The 22,619-nt window shown below is 59.9% G+C and carries 28 protein-coding genes and 1 tRNA gene; 21 read left to right on the forward strand and 8 right to left on the reverse strand.

Translation table 11 applies throughout. The features are described from left to right. Positions 1-52 precede the first annotated feature (52 nt). The 18 genes from ACR0JA_RS04995 (at position 53) to ACR0JA_RS05080 (ending at position 16,902) form a co-directional block, all read left to right on the forward strand. A complete protein-coding gene (locus tag ACR0JA_RS04995; RefSeq protein ID WP_480570802.1) occupies positions 53-457 on the forward strand; it encodes a cupredoxin domain-containing protein in 405 nt (134 codons plus the stop codon). A 188-nt stretch (positions 458-645) separates the two neighbouring features. Next, the gene (gene cobA, locus ACR0JA_RS05000) at positions 646-1,407 is read left to right on the forward strand and encodes a uroporphyrinogen-III C-methyltransferase (protein ID WP_480570805.1); all 762 of its coding nucleotides are present in this window, start codon (positions 646-648) and stop codon (positions 1,405-1,407) included. Next, entirely contained in the window at positions 1,400-1,774 is a 375-nt protein-coding gene (locus ACR0JA_RS05005; protein WP_480570808.1) for a c-type cytochrome, read from the forward strand. The genes cobA and ACR0JA_RS05005 overlap by 8 nt, the downstream gene beginning before the upstream one ends. After that, positions 1,771-2,916, forward strand: coding sequence for a cytochrome D1 domain-containing protein (locus tag ACR0JA_RS05010; RefSeq protein ID WP_480570810.1), 1,146 nt, complete (start codon positions 1,771-1,773; stop codon positions 2,914-2,916). The genes ACR0JA_RS05005 and ACR0JA_RS05010 overlap by 4 nt, the downstream gene beginning before the upstream one ends. A gap of 3 nt (positions 2,917-2,919) precedes the next feature. Continuing rightward, the gene (gene ahbB, locus ACR0JA_RS05015) at positions 2,920-3,909 is read left to right on the forward strand and encodes a siroheme decarboxylase subunit beta (RefSeq protein WP_480570813.1); all 990 of its coding nucleotides are present in this window, start codon (positions 2,920-2,922) and stop codon (positions 3,907-3,909) included. After that, the gene (locus ACR0JA_RS05020) at positions 3,906-4,355 is read left to right on the forward strand and encodes an Lrp/AsnC family transcriptional regulator (protein WP_480570816.1); all 450 of its coding nucleotides are present in this window, start codon (positions 3,906-3,908) and stop codon (positions 4,353-4,355) included. The genes ahbB (ACR0JA_RS05015) and ACR0JA_RS05020 overlap by 4 nt, the downstream gene beginning before the upstream one ends. Beyond that, positions 4,352-4,834 carry a siroheme decarboxylase subunit beta gene (ahbB, locus tag ACR0JA_RS05025; RefSeq protein WP_480570819.1) on the forward strand — a complete coding sequence of 161 codons (483 nt, stop codon included), beginning with the start codon at positions 4,352-4,354 and terminating at the stop codon, positions 4,832-4,834. Before ACR0JA_RS05020 ends, ahbB (ACR0JA_RS05025) begins: the two co-directional genes overlap by 4 nt. A 3-nt stretch (positions 4,835-4,837) precedes the next feature. Beyond that, the gene (nirJ, locus tag ACR0JA_RS05030) at positions 4,838-6,052 is read left to right on the forward strand and encodes a heme d1 biosynthesis radical SAM protein NirJ (protein ID WP_480570822.1); all 1,215 of its coding nucleotides are present in this window, start codon (positions 4,838-4,840) and stop codon (positions 6,050-6,052) included. Between the two features lie 76 nt (positions 6,053-6,128). Continuing rightward, positions 6,129-7,652 (forward strand): cytochrome D1 domain-containing protein, encoded by a 1,524-nt coding sequence (locus tag ACR0JA_RS05035; RefSeq protein WP_480571160.1) that lies wholly within the window; start codon positions 6,129-6,131, stop codon positions 7,650-7,652. A 31-nt stretch (positions 7,653-7,683) separates the two neighbouring features. Then, the gene (locus tag ACR0JA_RS05040; protein WP_480570825.1) at positions 7,684-7,872 is read left to right on the forward strand and encodes a hypothetical protein; all 189 of its coding nucleotides are present in this window, start codon (positions 7,684-7,686) and stop codon (positions 7,870-7,872) included. A 104-nt stretch (positions 7,873-7,976) separates the two neighbouring features. Next, entirely contained in the window at positions 7,977-8,441 is a 465-nt protein-coding gene (locus tag ACR0JA_RS05045) for a hypothetical protein (protein ID WP_480570828.1), read from the forward strand. Between the two features lie 44 nt (positions 8,442-8,485). After that, the gene (locus ACR0JA_RS05050) at positions 8,486-10,549 is read left to right on the forward strand and encodes a 4Fe-4S binding protein (protein ID WP_480571164.1); all 2,064 of its coding nucleotides are present in this window, start codon (positions 8,486-8,488) and stop codon (positions 10,547-10,549) included. A 75-nt stretch (positions 10,550-10,624) separates the two neighbouring features. Further along, entirely contained in the window at positions 10,625-12,532 is a 1,908-nt protein-coding gene (gene nosZ / locus ACR0JA_RS05055) for a TAT-dependent nitrous-oxide reductase (RefSeq protein ID WP_480570831.1), read from the forward strand. 1 nt (position 12,533) lies between these two features. Next, entirely contained in the window at positions 12,534-13,790 is a 1,257-nt protein-coding gene (locus tag ACR0JA_RS05060) for a nitrous oxide reductase family maturation protein NosD (RefSeq protein ID WP_480570834.1), read from the forward strand. After that, positions 13,780-14,673 carry an ABC transporter ATP-binding protein gene (locus tag ACR0JA_RS05065; protein ID WP_480570837.1) on the forward strand — a complete coding sequence of 298 codons (894 nt, stop codon included), beginning with the start codon at positions 13,780-13,782 and terminating at the stop codon, positions 14,671-14,673. Before ACR0JA_RS05060 ends, ACR0JA_RS05065 begins: the two co-directional genes overlap by 11 nt. Continuing rightward, entirely contained in the window at positions 14,670-15,491 is an 822-nt protein-coding gene (locus ACR0JA_RS05070) for an ABC transporter permease (RefSeq protein WP_480570840.1), read from the forward strand. Before ACR0JA_RS05065 ends, ACR0JA_RS05070 begins: the two co-directional genes overlap by 4 nt. After that, positions 15,488-16,003 (forward strand): nitrous oxide reductase accessory protein NosL, encoded by a 516-nt coding sequence (locus tag ACR0JA_RS05075; RefSeq protein WP_480570844.1) that lies wholly within the window; start codon positions 15,488-15,490, stop codon positions 16,001-16,003. The genes ACR0JA_RS05070 and ACR0JA_RS05075 overlap by 4 nt, the downstream gene beginning before the upstream one ends. Beyond that, complete coding sequence (locus tag ACR0JA_RS05080; RefSeq protein WP_480570847.1) at positions 16,000-16,902, forward strand: FAD:protein FMN transferase; 903 nt, start codon at positions 16,000-16,002, stop codon at positions 16,900-16,902. The genes ACR0JA_RS05075 and ACR0JA_RS05080 overlap by 4 nt, the downstream gene beginning before the upstream one ends. Positions 16,903-16,970: 68 nt before the next feature. Here ACR0JA_RS05080 and ACR0JA_RS05085 read toward each other — a convergent pair. Both ACR0JA_RS05085 and ACR0JA_RS05090 read right to left on the reverse strand, forming a co-directional pair. Beyond that, a tRNA-His gene (locus tag ACR0JA_RS05085) sits at positions 16,971-17,047 on the reverse strand. Positions 17,048-17,094: 47 nt separating this feature from the next. Then, positions 17,095-17,577 (reverse strand): N-acetyltransferase family protein, encoded by a 483-nt coding sequence (locus ACR0JA_RS05090; protein WP_480570850.1) that lies wholly within the window; start codon positions 17,575-17,577, stop codon positions 17,095-17,097. Between the two features lie 78 nt (positions 17,578-17,655). Here ACR0JA_RS05090 and ACR0JA_RS05095 point away from each other — a divergent pair, with 78 nt between their 5' ends. Further along, positions 17,656-17,844 (forward strand): DUF6324 family protein, encoded by a 189-nt coding sequence (locus ACR0JA_RS05095; RefSeq protein ID WP_480570853.1) that lies wholly within the window; start codon positions 17,656-17,658, stop codon positions 17,842-17,844. Positions 17,845-17,848: 4 nt separating this feature from the next. Here ACR0JA_RS05095 and ACR0JA_RS05100 read toward each other — a convergent pair whose 3' ends face one another. Continuing rightward, entirely contained in the window at positions 17,849-18,280 is a 432-nt protein-coding gene (locus tag ACR0JA_RS05100) for an MmcB family DNA repair protein (RefSeq protein WP_480570856.1), read from the reverse strand. A 113-nt stretch (positions 18,281-18,393) separates the two neighbouring features. Here ACR0JA_RS05100 and ACR0JA_RS05105 point away from each other — a divergent pair, with 113 nt between their 5' ends. Together ACR0JA_RS05105 and ACR0JA_RS05110 are read left to right on the forward strand one after the other, a co-directional pair. Then, a complete protein-coding gene (locus ACR0JA_RS05105) occupies positions 18,394-18,714 on the forward strand; it encodes an ArsR/SmtB family transcription factor (protein ID WP_480570859.1) in 321 nt (106 codons plus the stop codon). Then, positions 18,711-19,136, forward strand: a complete 426-nt coding sequence (locus tag ACR0JA_RS05110; protein ID WP_480570862.1) for an SRPBCC family protein — start codon at positions 18,711-18,713, stop codon at positions 19,134-19,136. Before ACR0JA_RS05105 ends, ACR0JA_RS05110 begins: the two co-directional genes overlap by 4 nt. 227 nt (positions 19,137-19,363) lie before the next feature. On the opposite strand, the gene ACR0JA_RS05115 is transcribed toward ACR0JA_RS05110, so the two are convergent. From ACR0JA_RS05115 to ACR0JA_RS05135, 5 genes are all read right to left on the reverse strand, one after another. Then, the gene (locus ACR0JA_RS05115; RefSeq protein WP_480570865.1) at positions 19,364-19,669 is read right to left on the reverse strand and encodes a hypothetical protein; all 306 of its coding nucleotides are present in this window, start codon (positions 19,667-19,669) and stop codon (positions 19,364-19,366) included. A gap of 59 nt (positions 19,670-19,728) precedes the next feature. After that, on the reverse strand, positions 19,729-20,211 hold the full coding sequence (gene nusB, locus ACR0JA_RS05120; protein ID WP_480570868.1) for a transcription antitermination factor NusB: 483 nt from the start codon (positions 20,209-20,211) through the stop codon (positions 19,729-19,731). Further along, a complete protein-coding gene (locus tag ACR0JA_RS05125; protein ID WP_480570871.1) occupies positions 20,208-20,759 on the reverse strand; it encodes a 6,7-dimethyl-8-ribityllumazine synthase in 552 nt (183 codons plus the stop codon). The genes nusB and ACR0JA_RS05125 overlap by 4 nt, the downstream gene beginning before the upstream one ends. A gap of 2 nt (positions 20,760-20,761) precedes the next feature. Beyond that, on the reverse strand, positions 20,762-21,883 hold the full coding sequence (gene ribB, locus ACR0JA_RS05130; RefSeq protein ID WP_480570874.1) for a 3,4-dihydroxy-2-butanone-4-phosphate synthase: 1,122 nt from the start codon (positions 21,881-21,883) through the stop codon (positions 20,762-20,764). Positions 21,884-21,994: 111 nt separating this feature from the next. Next, positions 21,995-22,582 (reverse strand): riboflavin synthase, encoded by a 588-nt coding sequence (locus ACR0JA_RS05135; protein ID WP_480570877.1) that lies wholly within the window; start codon positions 22,580-22,582, stop codon positions 21,995-21,997. Positions 22,583-22,619: the final 37 nt, after the last annotated feature.

The following is a 22,619-nucleotide window of genomic DNA, read 5'->3' on the forward strand; positions in this document are numbered from 1 at the left end:
ATTGGGGCCAGGCGATCTGGCCCCTCTTCCAATTCGAACGGAGAAACAGATCATGACCTTTCTACGCCTTCTTCCTGCGGCTTTGCTGGCGCTGTCCGGTCCGGCACTGGCGGACGAGACGGCCATGCTCTGCGCCGAGGCGGAAGAGAGATATGTGGACATGTTCGGACACCCGACGTCGGCAGTTGAGGACGCAAAGATCGTCCTGATGTACAAATACAATTTCTGCCCCGCCGAATTGACCGTGAAAACCGGAACGACAGTTCGCTGGGCAAATGTCGACAAGCGCACCAGCCACAGTGTCTTGCTCAAGGACGGCAGCAGGCCCGAATCCGACCGGATTTTCCCGGAAGAGACTGTCGAGATCACATTCATGACCCCAGGTGCGCAGGACTATCTTTGCGGTCCGCATTGGGAGACGCAGAACATGATCGGTATGATCACCGTCGAACCTTGAAGCGAGGCAAAATCAGGCAAGCAGTCAGCAGCGCGGGGCAAAACCCGCGCTGCTTAACTTTAGTCAAGGAAACCGCGTGCGCAATGCGCAACCCTTGACGTACAACACGCCCGGTTTGCCCAGCAACGTCGCAGAATCATGCAGGAAAACCCGGGTTCCGAAGACATTCAGACCAAGCGAGTTTGCACATGAGCGGTAAGGTTTTTCTGATTGGCGCCGGACCCGGCGATCCCGAATTGATGACCCTGCGCGCCGTGCGCCTGCTGCAAGCGGCTGACGTGGTGGTCTACGACCGCCTCGTTTCGCGCGAAATCCTCGCAATGCATGCCGACGGTGCCCGGCTGATACCTGTGGGCAAGGCCCCCAAGTGCCACACTGTGCCTCAGGACCGGATCAACGCAATCTTGCTGGAAGAGGCACGTGCAGGCCACGCCGTCGCACGCCTGAAGGGCGGCGACCCGATGATCTTTGGCCGCGGCTCGGAAGAGGCCGCTTATCTGAACGTCCATGGCATCCCCATAGAATACGCGCCGGGCATCACTGCGGCGCAAGGGGCGTCCCTTTCCACCGGCATACCGCTGACCCATCGCGGGCTGGCAACTTCGGTCCAATACGTCACGGGCCACAGGCAGGCCGACAAGGTGCTGGATTTGGACTGGAAACGTTTGGCCGACCCGGAGACGACTCTTGTCGTCTATATGGGCGTCGCCAATATCGGCCAGATCGCCATGGGGCTTATGACCGAGAACCTGCCCGGCTCGACCCCGGTTCTGGCGGTCGCCAGAGCGACCACCCCGGACGAGCGCCGATTGCTGTCCCGGCTGGACCAACTCGCCACGGATGTGCGCGAGGCAGGGCTGGAAGCACCCACACTGTTCATCATCGGCAAGGTGGTCACGCTTTATGCGGATCGGCCAGCGTCCGAATTGTTGGAGCAAGCACATGGCTAAGTTTAGTCGCAGATCCGACGCGTCAGAGGTCGTCGCCCTACCCGCACGCGGTTGGTCGCTGCACTCAGTGCTTCTTACATCGGCCGTACTTGTTGCCACGACAGCCATTGCCGCCGATACGCTCGACCCAAACGCACTGAAACGCCTTGTGCATCAGGATTGCGGATCGTGCCATGGGCTGTCGCTCAAAGGCGGGCTTGGCCCCGATCTGCGCGCCAAGACCCTGGAACACTACGACGCGGAGGTTCTGACCGGCGTTATCCTTGACGGTATCCCGGACACCGCGATGCCCCCCTGGCGGCCCCTTGTCAGCGAAGAAGAGGCCGAATGGATCGCCCGTTACCTGTTGGCACAGGAGGCACAATGAAACAGCTCATCCATTCTCTAGCTGCCACTTTGTTGATCACTTCCGCAAACGCTGAACCCACGGCGACCGGCGACCTCGGTCTTGTGATCGAGCGCGCAAGCGGCTCGGTTCTTCTTGTGGACCAATCCGACCGCGCCGCCCTGGCACGGATCGAGGGCTTGGGCGATCTGTCTCACGCCTCGTTGGTCTATTCACCAGATGAACGCTTTGCCTATGTCTTTGGACGTGACGGAGGGCTGACCAAGGTCGACATCGTCTCCCGTCAGATCGTGAACCGTGTTGTGCAGGCCGGTAACGCCATCGGCGGTGCGATTTCGGACGACGGCAAACTGGTCGCCGTGTCGAATTATGAGCCCGGTGGCGTTCGGGTATTCAACTCCGAGACGCTTGAGATGGTCGCCGACATCCCGACCGGCAGCAAAACCATCGGTTTGGTCGATGCGCCCGGCCGTCGGTTTGTCTTTACCATGTGGGATACCGGCGAAACCTGGATTGCCGATTTCGCAAACGGTCGCGCTGAGATCACCAAGATCCCCGGCATGGGCAAGAACCCCTATGACGCGCTGATCACCGCCAATGGCCGAACCTACATCACCGGCCTGTTTGGCGAGGACGGCTTGACCGCGCTGGACCTGTGGGCGGATAACCCCGAACCGATCCGCGTGCTGCCCGACTATGGTCGTGGTCAGGAAGAGATGCCGGTCTACAAGATGCCCCACCTGGAGGGTTGGGCTCTGACGGGTCGCGAGTTTGTCTTGCCTGCCGTCGGCCATCACGAGATTCTCTGGATTGATGCTGACACTCTGGCCGAAACCGAGCGCACCAAAACCCACGGCCAGCCGGTCTTTGCCATGGCCCGGCCCGATGGGCGGCAGGTTTGGGTAAACTTCGCCCACCCGCTGAACGACACGATTCAGGTGATTGATTCACTGACCAAAGAGATCGTCCACGAATTCAAACCCGGCCCGGCAGTGCTGCATATGGAGTTCACCCCGCGCGGACATGAGGTGTGGATCAGCGTACGCGACGCAAACAAGGTCATGGTCTACGACACGCACAGCTTTGAAAAGCTGCGTGAGATCGAGGCCGACAGCCCCTCGGGCATCTTCTTTACCGCGCGTGCGCATAAAACGGGGCTGTAACCGATGGATCAGATCACAGACCCGACCGACCGCCGCCTGCTGGACGAGTTTCAGCGCGACTTCCCCATCACCGACCGCCCGTTTCGGGTTCTTGCCAGCGCGCTGGGTCTGGACGAGGCCGAAGTGCTGGATCGTTTGGCACGGATGCGGGCCGCCGGGCGAATAACCCGCGTCGGTGCAACGATCGCCCCGGGCGTCGTTTCCGCCAGCACTCTGGCCGCTGTCGCCGTACCTGAGGAACGGTTGGAAGAGGTCGCCGCCCTGATCGACGCAGAGGTGGGCGTGAACCACAATTATCAACGTGAAGACGACTGGAACCTCTGGTTCGTTGCCACCGGACCGGACCGGGCGCATGTAAACGATACCTTGGCGCGTATCTCGCGCCGCACCGGGTTGCGTGTACTGGACCTGCGCCTGGTGCGACCTTTCAACGTTGATCTGGGGTTTCGCATGACCGGAGGCACCCGCAGCGTTCCCGGCCCAAGGCAGGTCGATTGCAGGGTAAAACGGAAGGGCGACCGCCAGATATTGCAGGCTCTCAGCTCGGGCTTGGATCTCGTATCGGAACCCTATGCGGCGCTGGCGCGATCCCTGGCGCGTGAAACCGGCGACGTTATGGACCGAATCGAGAGCTTGCACCGGGCTGGAATCATCTCGCGCCTGGGCGTCATCGTTCGCCACCGCGCGTTGGGCTGGTCGGCCAATGCGATGGTGGTCTGGGACATTCCTGCCGAACAGATCGACACCGCAGGACCCGCACTGGCCGCGCATTCCGGCGTAACGCTCTGCTATGAGCGGACCCCGGTCGAAGATGTCTGGCCCTATCGGCTGTATTCCATGATCCACGCGCGGTCGCGCTCCGAAGCGGCAGAGGTTCTGGCCGGTGCCGTCGCCTTGCAGGAGTTATCAGGCGCGCGGCACAAGGTGCTGTTTTCCACCCGCTGCTTCAAGCAGACCGGAGCTTTGATCCAACCGAAAGAGGCCGCCGCATGACTCTGGACGATACCGACCGCGCGATACTGAACCGGATGCAGGATGATCTGCCGCTGACAGCGCACCCATATGCGGCTATTGCCGAGGAACTGGGCGTTCCCGAATGTGACCTCTTGGCGCGGCTTTCGCGGATGAAGGACGCGCGTATCATCACCCGATTTGGCCCTTTCTTCGACGCAGCTGCCATGGGCGGCGCATTCTGCCTGTGCGCGATGGCGGTTCCAGCAGAGAAATTCGAAACGGTCGTGACCAAAGTCAATGCGCACGCTGAGGTCGCCCATAATTATGAACGCACGCATCGGCTGAACATGTGGTTCGTTCTGGCCACCGAAACGCCCGAGGGGATCGGGGCCACTGCCGATGCCATCGAACGCGAGACGGGGATCGAGGTTTTGCGATTTCCCAAATTGCAGGAATTCTTTATCGGCTTTCGGGTGGCAGCATGATCGACGCAAAAGACAGAGAGATCGTTGGGGCATTGCAAGACGGCCTGCCTTTGGTACCTGCACCCTTTGCGCAGGTGGCAGATAGGCTTGGTATCGACGAGGACGCCTTGCTGTACCGTCTTGCCGAACTGAAATCGCGCGGTGTGATCCGCCGCATCGCTGCCGCGCCCAATCACTACAAGCTGGGCATGACCTCGAACGGGATGACCGTGTGGGACGTCGATGACATACGCATTTCCGAACTTGGGGCACAGATTGGCTCGCTGCCTTTTGTCACCCACTGCTACGAACGGCCCCGCGCCCTGCCTGACTGGCCCTACAATCTGTTCGCCATGGTTCATGGCACCGATCAGAAAGAAGTCGAGGATAAGCGCGCGCAGATCGCGGCCATTCTGGGCGATGCCTGCCGGGCCGACGACATCCTCTATTCCACGCGCATCCTGAAAAAGACGGGGTTGCGCCTGAAAGCGAAAGGCTGAGACATGTTCCGCCTGACCGAATACATGCATCAACTGGTTGAGCCGACCCCGGTTCGCAAACGCCGCCCCGGGCCGGTGAAGCCGGTGGTGATCTGGAACCTGACGCGACGCTGTAATCTGAAATGCCGCCATTGCTACACTGTCTCGGCGGACGTGGCCTTTCCCGGTGAGCTCAACCATGAACAAGCGATGGTAACCCTCGAGGATCTGGGCCAGTTTCGCATCCCGGCCCTGATCCTTTCGGGTGGGGAACCGCTGGATCGGTTCGATTTCTTCGACATCGCGCGGCGCGCGCGGGAACTGGTACCGATGCTGGCGCTGTCGACGAACGGCACTCGGATCTACGACGAAACCGCCGACATGATTGCCGATGTGGGCTTCAATTATGTCGGTATCTCGTTGGACGGGATCGGGGCGACCAATGATTGGTTCCGCGGCGTCGAGGGCGCCTTTGCCGACGCCCTGCGCGGTGTCCGCGAATGCAAAAAGCGCGGCATCAAGGTTGGTCTGCGGTTCTGTCTGACCGAGGGCACGCAGCATCACCTGCCTGACCTGTTACAACTGTGCGATGACGAAGGCGTCGATAAGTTCTATTTGTCGCATCTGGTCTATGCCGGGCGTGGCGACAAGAACCGAGGCGAGGATGCAGCACATTTGCGTACGCGTAAAGGCCTGGACTTGTTGCTGGAACGCGCGTGGGAGTCGGCTTCGGGCGGACGAGCGTTGGATATCGTGACCGGGAACAATGACGCGGACGCAGGTTATTTCCTCAATTGGGTTCGCACGCATTTCGGTGATGCCAAAGCCGCCCATATTCGGACGCATCTTTCGGCATGGGGCGGGAACTCCAGCGGGCTTGGCGTGGCCAATATCGACAATCTGGGCCGCGTGCATCCCGACACCTACTGGTCCGATTATACAGTCGGCAACGTGAAGACCAAACCATTCTCAGAGCTTTGGACCAGCGATGACCCGATGCTTGCCATGTTGCGCACCCGCCCGCGTCCGCTGAAAGGGCGCTGCGGGGCCTGTCAGCTGAAGGACGTCTGCGGCGGCAACACCCGTATCCGTGCGCTGCAACTGACCGGTGATCCGTGGGCCGAAGACCCGGCTTGCTATCTGTCCGACCAAGAAATCGGCGTTGCAGATGCAGGCCAACGTCTGCAAGTCACACCGTTCCGGGGGAAAAGCCATGATCCGGCGCATCAGTTCTTTTGAGTCCGTTGGTCCCATTGGCGTGCCCAATGCATGTTCAGGGCCGTCGGGAGCCTCCGGCGGGAGTATTTTGAAAAAGATGAAGATTGTGGCCTTGTGCTCGATCCTGAGCGCGGGTGCCGCATGGGCCGATGCGCAGTCGAATTACGCTGAGCATTGCGCCTCTTGTCATGGCGAGAACCGGTTGGGTGGGGTCGGTCCGGCGCTGATCCCCGAAACGCTGAAACGGATGCGCGGTCCCCGTGTGGCCGCTGTGATCGCCGAGGGGCGTACAGCCACGCAGATGCCAGCGTTTTCACATGTATTGAACGCGTTGCAGATCGAGGAACTAGCGGGGTGGCTGAAATCTCCGTTAGAGACCAATCCCGAATGGGGTGAGGCCGATATCGCGGCCAGCCGTACTCTGGACAAAGACTATGTGCCGGTGGATGCCCCAATATGGGACAGCGATCCGATGAATATCACGCTGGTTGTCGAGACAGGGGATCATCATGTCAGCGTGCTGGACGGAGATACGTTCGACGTTCTGGACCGGTTCGAAACACCCTTTGCCGTGCATGGTGGGCCGAAGTTCAGCCCGGACGGGCGTTATGTGTTCATCATGTCCCGCGATGGCTGGGTCCAGAAATACGATATCTGGGCGCTGAAGCAGGTTGGCCGTGTGCGCGCGGGTCTCAACAGCCGCAACATTGCCATGTCGGGCGATGGCAAATGGGTGGCGGTGGCGAACTACCTGCCAAACAGCCTGACGCTGCTGTCGACCAAGGACCTTTCGGTTACCAGGGTCATCGACATCAAAAGCAAGACGGGCAAATCCAGCCGCGTTTCTGCCGTATACCAGGCCCCGCCGCGCGAAAGTTTTGTGCTGGCCCTGAAGGATGTGCCTGAGATTTGGGAGGTCTTTTACGGCGCCAACCCGCCGCAGTTCGGGTTGGGTCACGATTTCCGCATCGAAGGTCAGTTCAAGAACCCTGATCCGTTCCCCGTGCGCAAGATTACCACGCCCGACTATCTGGACGATTTCTTTATCGACCAGAGTTATGAATACGTCATGGGAGCGTCCCGTGACGGCAAGGGTGGACAGGTCATCGATCTGGTGATCGGACATAAAGTCGCCGATCTGGACCTGCCGGGGATGCCGCATTTGGGTTCGGGGATCACCTGGAAACATGGCGATACACCCGTGATGGCGACACCACATCTGACCGATGGCACGGTGTCGGTGATCGACATGGAGACTTGGGAAACGGTCAAGCGGATCAAGACCGAAGGGCCCGGTTTCTTCATGCGCAGCCATGAGAATTCGCCCTACGTCTGGGCCGATGTGTTCTTTGGCCCCAACAAGGACGCCATGCACGTAATCGACAAGCAAAGCCTTGAGATCGTAAAGACTCTGCGCCCTGCCCTTGGCAAGACGGTTGCCCATGTCGAATTCACCAAGGATGGCAGTCATGCGCTGGTTTCGATCTGGGAAGATGATGGCGCGGTGATCGTTTATGACGCGCAGACGTTGGAAGAAGTCCGCCGCCTGCCGATGCGCAAACCGTCTGGGAAGTACAATGTCTGGAACAAAATCACCTTCTCGGAAGGCACCAGCCACTGAAGGCAAATGGCCGGTTTGGAAACTGGCCATAATGCTATACCCCGCCACGGCGCTGACCGTGGCCATCAACCTGTTTCTGGCAGGTTTGATCGCACATGGCATGGGGTTTGAGGTGATACCGTCTGTTACCGCGATGCTTTGGTCGGTCCCACTGGGTCTGCCTGCATCCTGGCTGGCCGGGCGTTGGCTGCGCGGCTTGATGGATGAGGCAGATGGCTAGCAACCGTGCCGAATTCGCTAAACTTGCGAACACCTGACCTAAGTCAAGTATCAGGCTGACGCGACGCTCTAGAACTCGGGAAAAGACGCCGAGTTGGATTCTCCATGCCCGCCCTCAACCCTCTGCACATCTCCGCAATTCGCGCGTTTCGCGCGATATGTGCCTGTGCGGGCATCTTACTTTTGCTGTTGCAACTGCTGGGCCCGGCGCTGGCGAGTCCCGGGCAAAGCATGTGGGTGGAGATCTGCTCGGAGGCAGGGGCGGTCTGGGTTCAGGTGGACCTTGAGGAGCGGGCCGAAGACCCGACTGCGCCCTGCCCGAAATGTGCCGATTGCGCGTTATGTGCCGTCACCTCGGCAGCGCCCGTCCCAGAGTTTCCGGTACTGACAAGCAACGATTTCGGTCACGCCGAATGCCGCGGGTACGGTGATTTGGCCGCGACCTACAAAGCAAAGCATTTGTGGCCCGAATACCGGGGTCCCCCACGCGTATCACATAATCCAACCGTACGCGCCCAGCGCGCGTCCATGGCGTCCACCAAAACTATCGGAGGTGCGCCGTGGTCGTAAGTCGCGCAATCCATTTCCTGCTGGCTGTTACCCTGTCCTGCCTGATGGCGATCAGCGCCCATGCCGACAGCCTAGCCAGCTTCCTGCCCGAGATTGAACCCGCCGATCTGGCCCCCGGCGCCGATGCTTTTGGCCCGGTCCGAGATGACGTCAAGGTCGCCCCTGTTCTGAAGGGGCGCGAGACCGTGGCTTGGGCCTTCCTGACCTCTGACTTCGTGGGCACCACCGGATATTCGGGCAAGCCGATCCATGTGGTTGCAGCCATCGATGACGATGCAGTGCTGACCGGGGTGCGGCTGGTCAAACACTCGGAACCCATCGTGCTGATCGGCATCCCCAACGCGCGCATGGTTGAACTGACCGAAGGCTATGCCGGGCTCGACCTGAAGGTCGAAGCCGAGACCGGCGGTGAGTGGCATGACCTCGACATTATTTCGGGCGCGACGGTCACGATCATGGTGATCGATGACAGCCTTGTGCGCGGCGGTATCAAAGTGGCCCGCGCGCTGGGGCTGGGTGGGTTAGCACCGGCGCAGGCTGTTGGACCGAAACGCGAGGTCGATCTGGCGCATGACGCCGTCTACGACTGGTCAACGCTGTCGGGTGACGGCTCGGTCCGGCGGCTGACCCTGGATATCGGTCAGGTCAACGCGGCGTTTGAGGCCACGGGCGATCAGCGCGCCATCAAACGACCCGAACCCGGTGAATCCGACGACACCTTCATCGACATGCATATGGCTTTGGTCTCGGTGCCCTCAATCGGCAAGTCACTGCTGGGCGAGGCCGAGTATCAGAACCTTGTGGATTGGCTGGATGAAGGCGAACAGGCCATTCTGGTGCTGGGACGCGGTGCTTACAGCTTCAAAGGGTCGGGCTATGTCCGTGGCGGTATCTTTGACCGAATACAGCTGATCCAGGGCGACAACTCGGTCCGGTTCTTCGACAAACAACAACGGCGTTTGGGTACGGTTGCCGCGCCGGATGCGCCCAGTTTCACCGAATTGGATATCTTCAAAATCCCCGCCAACACAGAATTTGACCCAGCCAAGCCGTTCCGCCTGCAACTGCTGGTCCAACGCGCCGTGGGTGCGGTTGAGAAAACCTTCCTGACCTTCGATCTCGGCTACAAACTGCCCGAACAATATCTGTTACCCGTCGCAGCCCCTACCGTGGTTGATGACGCAACCGATGAAGCCGCTGCCAAAGCCGCCCTGTGGCAGCGCATTTGGAAAGACCGTGTGGTCGAGATCGTGGTTCTGGGCTTTATGCTGCTGGTGCTGACAGCGACCTTCTTCTTCCAGTTCCATGCCACGATGAATGCGCGCGTCTTCTACTGGTTCCGCATCGGGTTCCTGACGATGACGCTGTTCTTCATCGGCTGGTACGCCAATGCGCAGCTGAGCGTGGTGAACCTGATGGCGCTGGCGGGTAGCCTGCGCACGGGCTTTTCCTGGGACGCCTTCCTGCTGGACCCGCTGGTCTTTATCCAATGGTTCGCCGTCGCTGCTGCCCTGCTGTTCTGGGGACGCGGAGCCTATTGCGGCTGGCTGTGCCCGTTCGGCGCCCTGCAGGAACTGACCAATAAGATCGCGCGAGCGTTGCGCGTCCCGCAATGGACCCTGCCCTGGGGTCTGAATGAACGCCTCTGGCCCGCGAAATACATGATCTTCCTCGTGCTGTTCGGGATCAGCTTTGTCTCGATCCCGCTGGCCGAGAAATATGCCGAGGTCGAGCCGTTCAAGACCGCGATCATTCTGAAATTCATGCGCGACTGGCCGTTTGTGGTCTTTGCGCTGTCCTTGCTGGGGATCGGGCTGTTCGTCGAACGGTTCTACTGCCGCTACCTCTGCCCGCTGGGCGGAGCGTTGGCGATCCCCGCCCGTATCCGCATGTTCGACTGGCTGCGCCGCTACAAGGATTGCGGCACGCCATGCCAGACATGCGCCAATGAATGCCCCGTTCAGGCGATCCACCCAACCGGTGAGATCAATCCGAACGAGTGCGTCACCTGCCTGCATTGTCAGGTGCTTTACCAGTCCGAGGACAAATGTCCCGTCGTTATCCGCCAGTTGAAACGGCGGGCCAAGACAGGGTCGGTCCAAATGTAGACCCCACTCGGACAACCACCGGCGGACCATCCAAACGCCAAACCGCAAACCGTTTCCTAAAAAGGAGGGACGATCATGTCGGAACATGACAAGAAACTGAACATCACACGCCGTGGGATGCTGGGGGCAACCGCCACCGGCGCGGTGATCGCGGGGACGGGTCTGGGCTCGACCCTTATGACCGCCAAAGAGGCAAGCGCCGCCGCAAACGCGCATTTGGAGCCGGGTGAGCTGGACGAATATTACGGCTTCTGGTCCTCGGGTCAGACCGGCGAGCTGCGCATCCTGGGCGTGCCCTCGATGCGCGAACTGATGCGGGTGCCGGTGTTCAACCGCTGCTCGGCCACCGGCTGGGGTCAGACCAATGAATCGCTGAAGATCCTGACCGAAGGCCTGCTGCCCGAAACCAAAGAGTTTCTGGCCGCAAACGGCAAGGTCACCTATGACAACGGCGACCTGCACCACCCTCACATGTCCTTCACCGACGGCACCTATGACGGTCGCTTTCTGTTCATGAACGACAAGGCCAACACCCGCGTGGCCCGTGTGCGCTGCGACGTGATGAAATGCGACAAGATCATCGAGATTCCGAACGCGCATGACATCCACGGTCTACGCCCGCAGAAATACCCGCGCACCGGTTATGTCTTTGCCAACGGTGAGCATGAGGCACCGCTGGTCAATGACGGCCAGATCCTCGACGATCCGTCCAAATACGTGAACATCTTCACTGCCATCGACGGTGATACGATGGAGATCGCGTGGCAGGTTATGGTGTCGGGCAACCTCGACAACACCGACTGCGACTATCAGGGCAAATATGCGTTCTCGACCTCGTATAACTCGGAAATGGGCATGAACCTGGCCGAGATGACCGAGAATGAGCTGGACCATGTGGTCGTGTTCAACCTCAAAGGCATCGAGGACGCGATTGCCGCGGGCAACTATCAGGAGCTGAACGGCGTCAAGGTCGTGGACGGGCGCAAAGAGGCAGGTGGCAACCTGACCCGTTACATTCCGATCCCGAACTCGCCGCATGGTGTCAACGCCGCGCCTGACAAGAAACACATCATGATCAACGGCAAGCTGTCTCCGACCGTGTCCGTGATCGATGTTGAGAAGGTCGATGCGCTGTTTGCCGACAACGCTGATCCGCGTTCGGCCATCGTGGCCGAACCGCAGTTGGGTCTTGGCCCGCTTCACACCGCGTTCGACGGCAAGGGCAACGCCTACACCACCCTGTTCCTGGACAGCCAGGTGGTGAAATGGGACATCGCCAAAGCGATCGAGGCCTATGGCGGTGCGGATGTTGACCCGATCCTCGACAAGGTGGATGTGCAGTATCAGCCGGGCCACAACTCGACCTCGATGGGTGAGACCGCTGAAGCCGATGGCAAGTGGCTGATTTCGATGAACAAGTTCTCGAAAGACCGTTTCCTGAATGTGGGTCCGCTGAAGCCTGAGAATGAGCAGCTGATCGACATATCGGGCGATAAGATGAAGGTGGTGCATGACGGCCCAACCTTTGCGGAACCGCATGACTCGATCCTTGTGCATCGGTCCAAGGTGAACCCGGTCAACGTCTGGGATCGCAACGACCCGATGTGGGAAGATGCGCGTAAACAGGCCGAGGCTGATGGTGTCGATCTGGACTATGGCGCGGATGAGCCGATCCGGGATGGCAACAAGGTGCGGGTCTACATGACCTCAGTTGCGCCGGTGTTCAGCATGGAGAAGTTCACTGTCAAACAAGGCGATGAAGTCACTGTCTATGTCACCAACCTTGATGATGTGGACGATGTGACCCACGGCTTCTGCCTGTCGAACTTCGGCGTCGCGATGGAGGTTGCGCCGCAGGCCACCGCCTCGGTTACGTTCATTGCCGACCGCCCGGGCGTGCACTGGTTCTACTGCCAGTGGTTCTGCCACGCGCTGCACATGGAGATGCGCGGCCGTATGTTTGTTGAGCCAAGGAGCGCGTGACATGCGTTGGCCCCTGCTCATACCGCTCCTGCTCGGCTCGCCCCTTTGGGCGGCGGACTGGGATGTGCCCAACCAGGCGGGGGCCATCAACGAGATACTGGCGCAGGCGGCGGATGGAGACACCCTCCGCCTGAGCCCCGGTGTCTACACAGAAACACTGGTTCTGGACCGGCCCGTCACGATTGACGGGCTGGGACAGGCCACCATTGATGGACAAGGTGATGGCAGCGTCATCACCGTGACCGGGCCGGGCGTGACGGTGCGTGGGTTGACAGTGATCGGCTCTGGCTCGGATCATGACGGGATCGACAGCGGTATCCAACTGACCAAGACGGCCCACGCGCCGGTGGTCGAGGATAACGTGCTGCTGGGCAACCTTTATGGCATCGACATCCATGGGGCCAAGGACAGCATCGTGCGCCGCAACCGGATCGAGGGGCGGCAGGACCGCCACATGAACGCGCGCGGCAATGGGGTCTATGTCTGGAACGCTCCCGGAGCAATTGTCGCCGACAATGACATTCAGTTTGGCCGCGATGGGATTTTCGTGAATTCTTCGAAGAAGAATTTGTTCACCGGCAACCTGTTCCGCGATCTGCGTTTTGCTGTCCATTACATGTATGCCGACAATTCCGAGGTCAGCAACAATGTCTCGATTGGCAACGATCTGGGCTATGCGGTGATGTTCACATCGAATGTCAAAGTCACCGACAACGTCTCGATTGATGACCGCGAACATGGCGTGATGCTGAACTATGCCAACAAGAGCGTCATCACTGGCAATGTCGTGATAGGTGCAAAAGAGAAGTGCACCTTCCTTTATAATTCGAACAAGAACGAATTCACCGACAACTGGTTCCAGGGCTGTGGCATCGGCATCCACTTTACCGCCGGCAGTGAGCGTAACCGTATCGTTGGCAATGCCTTTGTCAGCAACCGGACACAGGTGAAATATGTCTCGACCAAGTGGGTCGAGTGGTCCGAAGACGGACGCGGGAACTATTGGTCCGATTTCGCCGCCTATGATGTAGATGGCAACGGTGTGGCCGATGCGCCGTATCGCCCCAACGATTCAATGGACCATGTGCTGTGGACCCAACCCGCAGCCAAACTGCTGCTCGGCTCGCCTGCCGTGCAGCTGGTGCGCTGGTCGCAATCGGCCTTCCCGGCGCTGTTGCCGGGGGGTGTGATGGACAGCAACCCCTTGATGCAAGCCCCTGAACCCCCAGCTATGAAAAAGGTGCCTCATGACGGATAAGGCCCTGACGATAAACAACGTCTGCAAGGACCGAGGGAAAACCCGCGTTCTTGACGATATCACCCTATCCCTTGCCCCCGGTCAGCGCGTGGCGCTGCTGGGCCATAACGGCGCGGGCAAGTCGACGCTGATCAAATCCATCCTCGGCCTGACGCCGATCCACGGCGGAGCCATTCGTATCGGAGACGCCACCCCCGGCAGCGCCCAGGCTCGGCGTGAGACGGCCTATCTGCCCGAGGCGGTGTCATTCCACCCAGCGCTGACGGGACGTGAGCAACTGACGCTGTTCGCGCAGCTTTCAGGCGCGAAAGCCGATGTGCCCGGCCTGTTGAAGCGGGTTGGCCTGAGCGATGCGCTGGACCGTCGGATTGGGGCCTATTCCAAGGGGATGCGGCAACGTCTGGGTCTGGCGCAGGTGCTACTGGGCCAGCCGAAAGTAGCGCTGTTGGACGAGCCCACATCGGGCCTGGACCCGATCTCGCGGCAGGATTTGTACGCCATCATTGATGAGCTGGCGTCGCAGGGCACCGCTGTTCTGATCGCCAGCCACGCGTTGACCGAGGTCGAGGCCCGTACCGACCGCATCGCCATCATGCGCAAGGGTCGGATGGTGGCCGATGACACGCTGACAAACCTGTCGGCGCTGGCCGGTCTGCCGATCCGCCTGAAAGTGCGCGCCAGTGCCAACCCCGATGCGCTGGCCGCCGAACTGGGCGGCAACCGGATCAACGGGGCCTCGGTCGAACTGCTGTGTTCGCTTGATGACAAGATGGAGGCCCTGCGCCGCATCGCTGGCATGGGTGACGCGGTGGCGGATGTGGAAATGACCCCGCCCAAGCTGGAAGACCTTTATCGCCATTACGCACAGGAGGAGAGGCTATGACCCGTTTCCTCGCCATCACCCGCACCGAAATGCTGATCCTGCGCCGCAACCGCTGGCTGCTGGTCGCGACGCTGATCATGGTGCTGTTCGCGCTGGCGCTGACCTTTGCAGGCAGCGCGCCCACCGGCACGCTGGGCGTCGATATGTTGACCGTTTCGGTCGCGTCTATGACCACGCTGTCGGTCTATCTTGCACCCTTGCTGGCGCTGATGATTGCTTTTGATGCCATCGCAGGCGACGTGGATCGCGGCAGCCTGTCACTGCTGCTGTCCTACCCGGCGGGGCGCGGAGAAATCCTGTTGGGCAAGTTCACCGCCCATCTGGCAGCACTGGCCTTTGCCATGACCATCGGTTTCGGCACCGCAGGCGCAGTGGCCGCGTTCTTTGGCGGCGCGGGGCCGGAAAGCCTGATGGCTCTGGCCCGCCTGATCCTCACATCCATCCTACTGGGCGCCGTATTTCTGGCGCTGGGATACCTGCTGTCTGCCCTGGCAAAGGGGGCCACGGCGGCGGCGGGTCTGTCGGCCGGGCTCTGGCTGGTTTTTGTCGTCCTCTATGATCTGGGCCTGTTGGGGGCCGTCGTCATGGACAAGGGCGGCACCTTTACCCAATCCGTCTTCCCATGGGTGATGGTGGCCAACCCGGCCGACGCATTCCGTCTGTGGAACATCGCCGCGGCCGAGGGCGTGGCCATGGCATCCGGCATGACCGGAGCTGCCCACGCCCTGCCCGTCTGGGCAGCGCCTGCGTCGCTGCTGATTTGGCCGGTGATCAGCTTCGCCCTTGCCCGCGCTGCATTTCGGAGGGTTGAGCCATGAGACGCCTTGCCCTGATCGCTCTGGTCGCTCTGACCGCTTGCAAGGAGGAGGTGGCCGAGGCCCCCGACCCGGTCGATCTGACCCCAGATGCCTTGAGCTATTTTTGCCAGATGAACATCGCGGAACATGGCGGCCCCAAGGGGCAAATCCACCTGCAAGGCTACCCTGCACCGTTGTTCTTTGCACAGGTGCGCGACATGGTGGCCTATCTCAAAAGTCCCGAGCGTGATGCCGATGTCATCGCCATCTACGTCAGCGATATGGGCGTGGCGCCCAGTTGGCAAAATCCGGGTCGGTCGAACTGGATCATCGCTGACGGTGCCACGTTTGTTGTCGGTGCGAATGTCGCGGGCGGAATGGGCGCGCCCGAGGTCGTTCCGTTTGCTGATCCTGTCGCCGCCGATGCGTTCATCGACGATTATGGCGGGTCCGCTCTGCCGCTGTCTGACATCCCCGAGATCGAAGTCCTTGGCCCCGTCGATCTGGACCTGAAACTGGAGACCCCCTCATGACCCCATTGCCACGTCGCCGATTTCTGGCCATCTCTGCCGCCTGCGCCGCGCTGCCGTCCGTGGCCTTGTCTGCACCCTCCGCGCATTGGCGCGGTGTGGCGTTGGGCGCTGCGGCCAGTCTGCGATTGGAAGGCCTGACCGACGCGCAGGCTGCACCCATGATCGCGGCGGTGGAAACCGAGTTGGAACGTCTGGAAAACATCTTCAGCCTGTATCGAACCCAATCGCAACTCAGCCGGCTGAACCGCCAAGGTGTCCTGACCGCGCCCGCACCCGAATTGCTCAGCGTTATGAGTTTGTGTTCGGCTCTGCACGCGGCCTCGGACGGGGCATTTGACCCGACCATCCAACCTGTCTGGCAGGCTCTGGCAACGCAAGCCGAAGCGGGTGAGATTTCCGCAGCTCGAAAAACCATCGGTTGGCATAGAGTATTTTTTAATGCGGACAAGGTGGAACTGCCGATGCCAGGTCTTTCGGCGGTGACGCTGAACGGCATCGCGCAAGGGGCGATCACGGATCACGTCGCGGCCTTACTGCGGTCATTTGGACTGAAAGATGTGCTTGTAAACATGGGGGAAATCGCAGCATTTGGACAGCGCGGTGATGGTCAGGACTGGCAAGTTGGCCTGTCAGATCCGCAAGGTTCTGTGCAGCAGAGAATCGCGTTGCGGGATCGTGCCGTTGCGACATCATCAACCACCGGTACGCGGGTCGCCAATAGTCAGGGGCATATCCTGAATCCAACCGGTCACGTCGTGGATACCAGAACCGTATCTGTATCTGCACCCAACGCTGCTTTGGCCGATGGTTTGTCCACAGCCCTGTGCGCCGCGCCTGTCGAACAGATCGAGCGTATAATGCGCAGCTTCCCCTCGGCAAATGTGGAATTGCACGGCTAACAACCTGTGAGCCATCAGAAAATGACCGCGCAGTCCGGGGCTTGATGTCGAACGAATGAATTTGGGAATGGTACCGCCTCCCTGGCTTGAACAGGGGACCTCTGGATCCACAATCCAGCGCTCTAACCAACTGAGCTAAGGCGGCACTTGTGGAGGGCGATTTACCGAACGCGCACGGGGAATGCAAGGGTCTTAAAGCTGAATTCTCCAGCTTTGTTCGACCAGATCGACGCCGAATGAGCGTACCGGTTTGCTGTCAGTCAATTGCCACCCAAAGGCGCGGTACATGCCACAGGCGGCGCGGTGGCTTTCGTGGGTCCAAAGCACCATTTCATTGTACCCAACGCCGCGTGCGAACTCCATGCAGGTTGTCAAAAGCCGTTTGCCCACCCCCTGCCCGCGCGCTTGCGGCACCAGCAGAAACAAGCGCAGCTTGGCCGCCTGATCGCTATGTGCGACGCAAAAGATGCTGCCCAGGCGCGTACCGTCCTGCTCCGCGATCCAGCCGCATTCGCGGGTCGGGTCATGATCCGCAACAAATGCGTCCAGAATACGCGCCACCAACGCGCCAAAGCTGTCGTCGAACCCTTCGTCACGGGCGTAATGCGTGCCGTGTTGCTCTACCAGCCAAGGCGCGTCCTCGGCGCGGAAGGGTCTGAGAATAATGTCGTTCATGGTGCCTATGTTGACACAGGCCGCTTGATTCTCAACCCTTTGCGCGCTAGCACACAGGCTCATTCCCCGGAGGCGCAAATGGGTATCAACACCGAACGCGATATCGAAGCAAACCTGCAGATCGGTCCGACCGATCAGGGCATGGTGCGCCTGTTCATCGAAGGTGCCGGTATCGAGATTCCGATGGATTTCGACCCGGAAGAAGCCGAAGAGATTGCCGAGGAAATCCGCGCCGCAGCACAAGCCGCGCGCGCCGTCAAAGACTGACGCCCTAGACCCTGGGATCGCGGAGCATCTGCAACCGGCGCGCCGCATCGGTTGCAAACTTCTGGATCATCTTCTTCCGTCGCGCAGGGGCGAGTTTAGTTTCGGGCCCCATGCGGATGATTTCTGCGTCATAGGCATCGGCGATGATCAACCCGGTCTCGGGCGGCAGCAAGTCTACCGGAAACTCGGTATCGACAGCCCAGAAGAATCGGTCGCACCACTCCAGATAGCCCTGCCATTTCGAATCCGACTGATAGTCGGCGCGGCCGGATTTGCACTCGATCACCCACAGCTCACCCTTTGGGCCAAGCCCCATAACGTCCACGCGCAAACCGCGCGCGGGGACGAATTCTTCAACTGAAACATAGCCATGCGTGGACAGGTGGCGCGAAACACCACGGGCCAGTTTCTGTCCGGGTTGCAGATCCAAGGTCATTTCCAGAATGTGAACAATTCATGAACAAAAATCAAGCGCCCGCTAGGGCTTGACATGATACCAAACGGTATTGCATCAATGTGATACCAAATGGTATCTCAATGAGGTGATCCATGGAAATACAGACCCAAAACGCGTTCCGCGCCCTAGCCGATCCGACGCGTCGGGACATCGTGCAGATGCTCGCATCCGAAGACATGACAATAGGTCAGTTGACGGATCGGTTCGACATGACCCGCGCCGCCGTCAAAAAGCACCTAACCGTGTTGTCGGATGGCGGGTTGATTACCGTCGAGGCCCGGGGCCGCGAACGCATCAACAAACTTGAACCCAAGGGAATGGCCCCGGTTCTGGACTGGCTCAGCTACTTTGACCGGTTCTGGGATGATCGCCTTGCCCAACTGAAAAAAGCTATTGAAGGACCCAAGAAATGACCCAAGCAGTTTTGCAGAAAACCATCTATCTCCGCGCGGACCCCGAAACGGTTTGGGATTACCTGACCGAGCCGGACAGGCTGGCCGAATGGTTTCACAAGCCAGAACGTCGGCTGGCACAAGGTCAGAAACTGGAGATGTTCGGGACAACCAGCGGCGATCTTCTGATCTGGGGAGAGGTGCGCGAGGCGCGCAGACCCGAATATCTGGAATACACGTTTACGGTAAAACCAATGGGTGATGCGGTCAGCGTGGTCAAATGGACACTGGAACCGGTCGCCGGTGGAACGCGGCTTGGCCTGATGCACGAAGGGCTACCGCAAGGTGCCGAGGCATTTGGCCTGATCCTTGCGCTGGACAATGGATGGGACGACCATTTCGGCAAGATGCGCACAGCGTTGCACGAGCCGGTCGACGCCTGACTCTGACACGAAACCCCTTGTACGAACCCGCCAGACGCCCTACTTAGGCCCGTGGCGGGTTCTGCCCTTCTCGTGACAGGCAGCATTCCGGTGGCCTTAAGCAATTCCGAGGGAGCTGGCTCTGTTCAGGTCCTGGCCTGATTACCTGGCGCCCACCTGTATACACAGGTCCTCGGGAATCAAAGCCCCACGGTTGACTGGTGGTCCCGCCACATTTTTCCAGATTTTCAACGCGATACGCGCGCCTCTTGCTTGATCAGAGCAGGTTTCAGCGCATGCGCGACTGGCGTGCCGCCCCGGGGACCCTTGGGCTTTTCCGCCATGCTCATGATCGCATAGGCGAACTGGACCCCGGCAAAGACGATCCCGTTCATGAACCAGATCATGAACAGGGCAATCAATCCGATTTCGGACCCGGTGATCAGACTGCGCAGATTGGCGACGTTCAGCGCAAGCAGCACACCGACGAATACGGCCGAGATCACAAAGCCCAGCGCAACTTGGGTGATGTAAAGGCGGATGAGTTTGGGCATATTGAACCTCCTTGCGCGTCGACATTCAGTCTAACGCATGTCTGGTCCGGATAAACGTGTCAGAACGCCTCGGGCTTGGCCTCGCGGGCCATATGATCCAGCACCGCGTTGACAAATTTCGGCTCTTTCCCTTCCGGGAAAAAAGCGCGCGCGACGTCCACGAACTCGGTGATGACAACCTTAGGAGGCGTGTCGCTTTGGGTCAGCTCAGCGCCGGCGGCACGGAACACCGCACGCAAGGTCGGATCGATACGCGCGATCGGCCATTTGGCCACCAACGCGCGGTCGGTCATCTGGTCGATGGGAGCCTGATAGTTCACCGCATCATCCACCAATTTGCGAAAGACGCTGATGTCGCCATCCAGCATCTCTTCGCCTTCATAGACAGCACCGAACCTGTGATCCAGAAACTCGTTCACGACTGCTTCGGTCGTCTGACCCGACTGTTCCATCTGGAACAGCGCCTGCACGGCATAAAGCCGGGCAGCGGATTTCATCAGGCGTTTCTGTTTGGCCGGTTTCGGCGCGTCTGTCTGGGTCATGCTGTCGTGGGTCCGTTGTTGTCGCCCGCCACAAGGATGGACTCGGACGGCGGCTTGAAGCCCACGCCCTTTTGGGAAGAGCCCCACTTACGGCTGAGCGCGATCAGATGCAAGGCCGCAGCCGCCGCGCCGCCACCCTTATTCATCTTTTCGGGATTGGCGCGCACCTCGGCCTGATCGTCATTCTCGACTGTCAGGATACCATTGCCAATCAAAAGACCTTGAAGGCCCATCAACTGAATGGCACGGCTGGAGTCATTGCAGACAGTTTCGTAGTGCGTGGTCTCACCGCGGATAACGCAGCCCAACGCAACATAGCCGTCGAAATTGCATTGCTTGTCGGCCATCGCTATTGCGGTCGGTATCTCCAGCGCGCCTGGCACCTCGACCACCTCGCAGGTGCCACCAGCGGCTTCAATCTCGGCCCTCGCCCCCGCAATCAGGTTGTCGGCGATGGCGCGATAGAACGGGGCAGCCACAATCAGAAGCTTGACCGGCTTGTCGAAGCTTGGCGTCGGCAGGATGCCATGTTTGTCTTGTTCAGCCATGATCAGTCTTCCTTGAGGATCGAACGGGTGCCGACGATGGACAGGCCAAAAGCGTCGAGGCCCAGATATTTGGTTTCCGGCGAATCCGTCAGCAGCACGAGCTCCTGAACGCCCATCTTGGACAGAATCTGCGCGCCAAGACCGGTTTGCTTGATGGTGCGCGGGCCTTCGTCCTCGGCCGCATAAAGCGAATTGCGCGGCTGGCGGAACAGGCAGACCACGCCGCGGCCCTCTGCGGCGATCTTTTCCATCGCGCGCGGCAGTTCCTTGGACGATTTCGGACCAAGACCCAGAATATCAGGGGCTTCGTGCAGCGCGTGGGTCCGGGTCAGAACGGGTTCAGCCGTGGTGATATCGCCCTTGATCATCACCACATGTTCAATGCCATGGGTCTGGTCGGTAAAAATCCGCATCTCCCATTCGCCACCGAATTCCGACGTGACGATTTCGCGCGAGGTCTCGACCACAAGGTTGTCATTGCGCGAACGGTAGGTGATCAGATCGCTGATCGTGCCGATTTTCATGTCATGCGTCTTGGCGAACTCTACCAGATCCGGCAACCGCGCCATGGTTCCGTCGGCCTTCATGATCTCGCAGATCACCCCTGCGGGTTTTAGACCTGCGAGCCGAGAGATATCGACGGCGGCCTCGGTATGGCCTGCCCGCACCAACACACCGCCCCGCTTGGCGCGCAAAGGAAAGACATGGCCCGGTGTCGCGATATGCGCCATCGTGTTCTGTTCGTTGATCGCAGTGGCCACGGTCAGCGCCCGATCCGCTGCCGAGATACCGGTGCTGACGCCTTCGCGCGCTTCGATCGAAACAGTAAACGCGGTTTCATGGCGCGACGAATTGTTCACCGCCATCATCGGCAATCCCAGCGCGTCCACCCGTTCGGCCGTCATAGGCAGGCAGATCAAGCCGCGCCCGTGGGTTGCCATGAAGTTGATCGCCTCGGCATCCGCGAACTCGGCCGCGATCACCAGATCACCTTCATTCTCGCGATCTTCGTGATCGACCAGAATGTACATCCGGCCTTTGCGCGCCTCTTCGATGATGTCTTCGATCGGGCTGATCGCGTCACGCAACTGGGCCTCGACCGGTCCGGGGGTTTCAAAGCTCATGGAGCAGCCTTTCACATGGCATGTTTGCACGGCGGGATAGACCAGTCGGACGCCAAATGCCAGAGCACAATCGGCCAGCGCCTCGCAAGCAGGGGCAGTGTCGGCGTAACCTTACGACATTTCGGCAAGTCGCGCGACGTAACGGGCCAGAGTGTCAATTTCGAGGTTGACCCGATCGCCGAGGGCGACATCGCCCCAGGTCGTCACTTCTTTGGTGTGTGGGATGAAGTTTATACCAAAGTCGCACCCCTCGACGTCATTGACCGTCAGCGAGGTTCCGTTCAGCGCGACAGACCCTTTCGGCGCGATGAACCGGGCCAGGTCCTTGGGCGCGCGCAGGGTGACTCGGGTGCTGTCGCCTTCATCCGCGATTGCAACCACCTCAGCCACGCCATCCACGTGACCCGATACGATGTGTCCGCCCAATTCGTCACCCACTTTCAAGGCGCGTTCCAGATTGACCCGCTTACCAGGCGTCCAAGCGTCCAGATTGGTTTTCGACACGGTCTCGGCGCTGATCTGGACGTCGTACCAATCGTTACCCAGCGCGATGACCGTTAGACAAACGCCGTCGCTGGCGATCGAAGCACCGATATCAATGCCAGCTGTATCGTAGCCGGTTTTGATCCGCGCACGCAGATCGCCCTGCTGGTCCAATTCGGTGATTGTTCCGATATCCGTGACGATCCCTGTGAACATTTCGTTAACCCTCTGAGCCTAGCTTCGAATGCCGAGG

It is taken from the genome of Ruegeria sp. AM4, assembly GCF_056540665.1.

Bases quoted from the DNA above. Each gene is read 5' to 3' on its own strand.
- ACR0JA_RS05075 (WP_480570844.1), top strand. From the start codon at position 15,488: ATGAGACGCCTTGCCCTGATCGCTCTGGTCGCTCTGACCGCTTGCAAG.
- ACR0JA_RS05020 (WP_480570816.1), top strand. From the start codon at position 3,906: ATGACTCTGGACGATACCGACCGCGCGATACTGAACCGGATGCAGGAT.
- ahbB (WP_480570819.1), top strand. From the start codon at position 4,352: ATGATCGACGCAAAAGACAGAGAGATCGTTGGGGCATTGCAAGACGGC.
- ACR0JA_RS05135 (WP_480570877.1), bottom strand. From the start codon at position 22,582: ATGTTCACAGGGATCGTCACGGATATCGGAACAATCACCGAATTGGAC.
- ACR0JA_RS05105 (WP_480570859.1), top strand. From the start codon at position 18,394: ATGGAAATACAGACCCAAAACGCGTTCCGCGCCCTAGCCGATCCGACG.
- ACR0JA_RS05035 (WP_480571160.1), top strand. From the start codon at position 6,129: ATGAAGATTGTGGCCTTGTGCTCGATCCTGAGCGCGGGTGCCGCATGG.
- nusB (WP_480570868.1), bottom strand. From the start codon at position 20,211: ATGACCCAGACAGACGCGCCGAAACCGGCCAAACAGAAACGCCTGATG.
- cobA (WP_480570805.1), top strand. From the start codon at position 646: ATGAGCGGTAAGGTTTTTCTGATTGGCGCCGGACCCGGCGATCCCGAA.
- ACR0JA_RS05060 (WP_480570834.1), top strand. From the start codon at position 12,534: ATGCGTTGGCCCCTGCTCATACCGCTCCTGCTCGGCTCGCCCCTTTGG.
- ACR0JA_RS05100 (WP_480570856.1), bottom strand. From the start codon at position 18,280: ATGACCTTGGATCTGCAACCCGGACAGAAACTGGCCCGTGGTGTTTCG.
- ACR0JA_RS05090 (WP_480570850.1), bottom strand. From the start codon at position 17,577: ATGAACGACATTATTCTCAGACCCTTCCGCGCCGAGGACGCGCCTTGG.
- ACR0JA_RS05115 (WP_480570865.1), bottom strand. From the start codon at position 19,669: ATGCCCAAACTCATCCGCCTTTACATCACCCAAGTTGCGCTGGGCTTT.
- ahbB (WP_480570813.1), top strand. From the start codon at position 2,920: ATGGATCAGATCACAGACCCGACCGACCGCCGCCTGCTGGACGAGTTT.
- nirJ (WP_480570822.1), top strand. From the start codon at position 4,838: ATGTTCCGCCTGACCGAATACATGCATCAACTGGTTGAGCCGACCCCG.
- ACR0JA_RS05125 (WP_480570871.1), bottom strand. From the start codon at position 20,759: ATGGCTGAACAAGACAAACATGGCATCCTGCCGACGCCAAGCTTCGAC.
- ACR0JA_RS05110 (WP_480570862.1), top strand. From the start codon at position 18,711: ATGACCCAAGCAGTTTTGCAGAAAACCATCTATCTCCGCGCGGACCCC.
- ACR0JA_RS05010 (WP_480570810.1), top strand. From the start codon at position 1,771: ATGAAACAGCTCATCCATTCTCTAGCTGCCACTTTGTTGATCACTTCC.
- ACR0JA_RS05065 (WP_480570837.1), top strand. From the start codon at position 13,780: ATGACGGATAAGGCCCTGACGATAAACAACGTCTGCAAGGACCGAGGG.
- ACR0JA_RS05070 (WP_480570840.1), top strand. From the start codon at position 14,670: ATGACCCGTTTCCTCGCCATCACCCGCACCGAAATGCTGATCCTGCGC.
- ACR0JA_RS05095 (WP_480570853.1), top strand. From the start codon at position 17,656: ATGGGTATCAACACCGAACGCGATATCGAAGCAAACCTGCAGATCGGT.
- ACR0JA_RS05040 (WP_480570825.1), top strand. From the start codon at position 7,684: ATGCTATACCCCGCCACGGCGCTGACCGTGGCCATCAACCTGTTTCTG.
- nosZ (WP_480570831.1), top strand. From the start codon at position 10,625: ATGTCGGAACATGACAAGAAACTGAACATCACACGCCGTGGGATGCTG.
- ribB (WP_480570874.1), bottom strand. From the start codon at position 21,883: ATGAGCTTTGAAACCCCCGGACCGGTCGAGGCCCAGTTGCGTGACGCG.
- ACR0JA_RS05005 (WP_480570808.1), top strand. From the start codon at position 1,400: ATGGCTAAGTTTAGTCGCAGATCCGACGCGTCAGAGGTCGTCGCCCTA.
- ACR0JA_RS05050 (WP_480571164.1), top strand. From the start codon at position 8,486: ATGGCGATCAGCGCCCATGCCGACAGCCTAGCCAGCTTCCTGCCCGAG.
- ACR0JA_RS04995 (WP_480570802.1), top strand. From the start codon at position 53: ATGACCTTTCTACGCCTTCTTCCTGCGGCTTTGCTGGCGCTGTCCGGT.
- ACR0JA_RS05045 (WP_480570828.1), top strand. From the start codon at position 7,977: ATGCCCGCCCTCAACCCTCTGCACATCTCCGCAATTCGCGCGTTTCGC.
- ACR0JA_RS05080 (WP_480570847.1), top strand. From the start codon at position 16,000: ATGACCCCATTGCCACGTCGCCGATTTCTGGCCATCTCTGCCGCCTGC.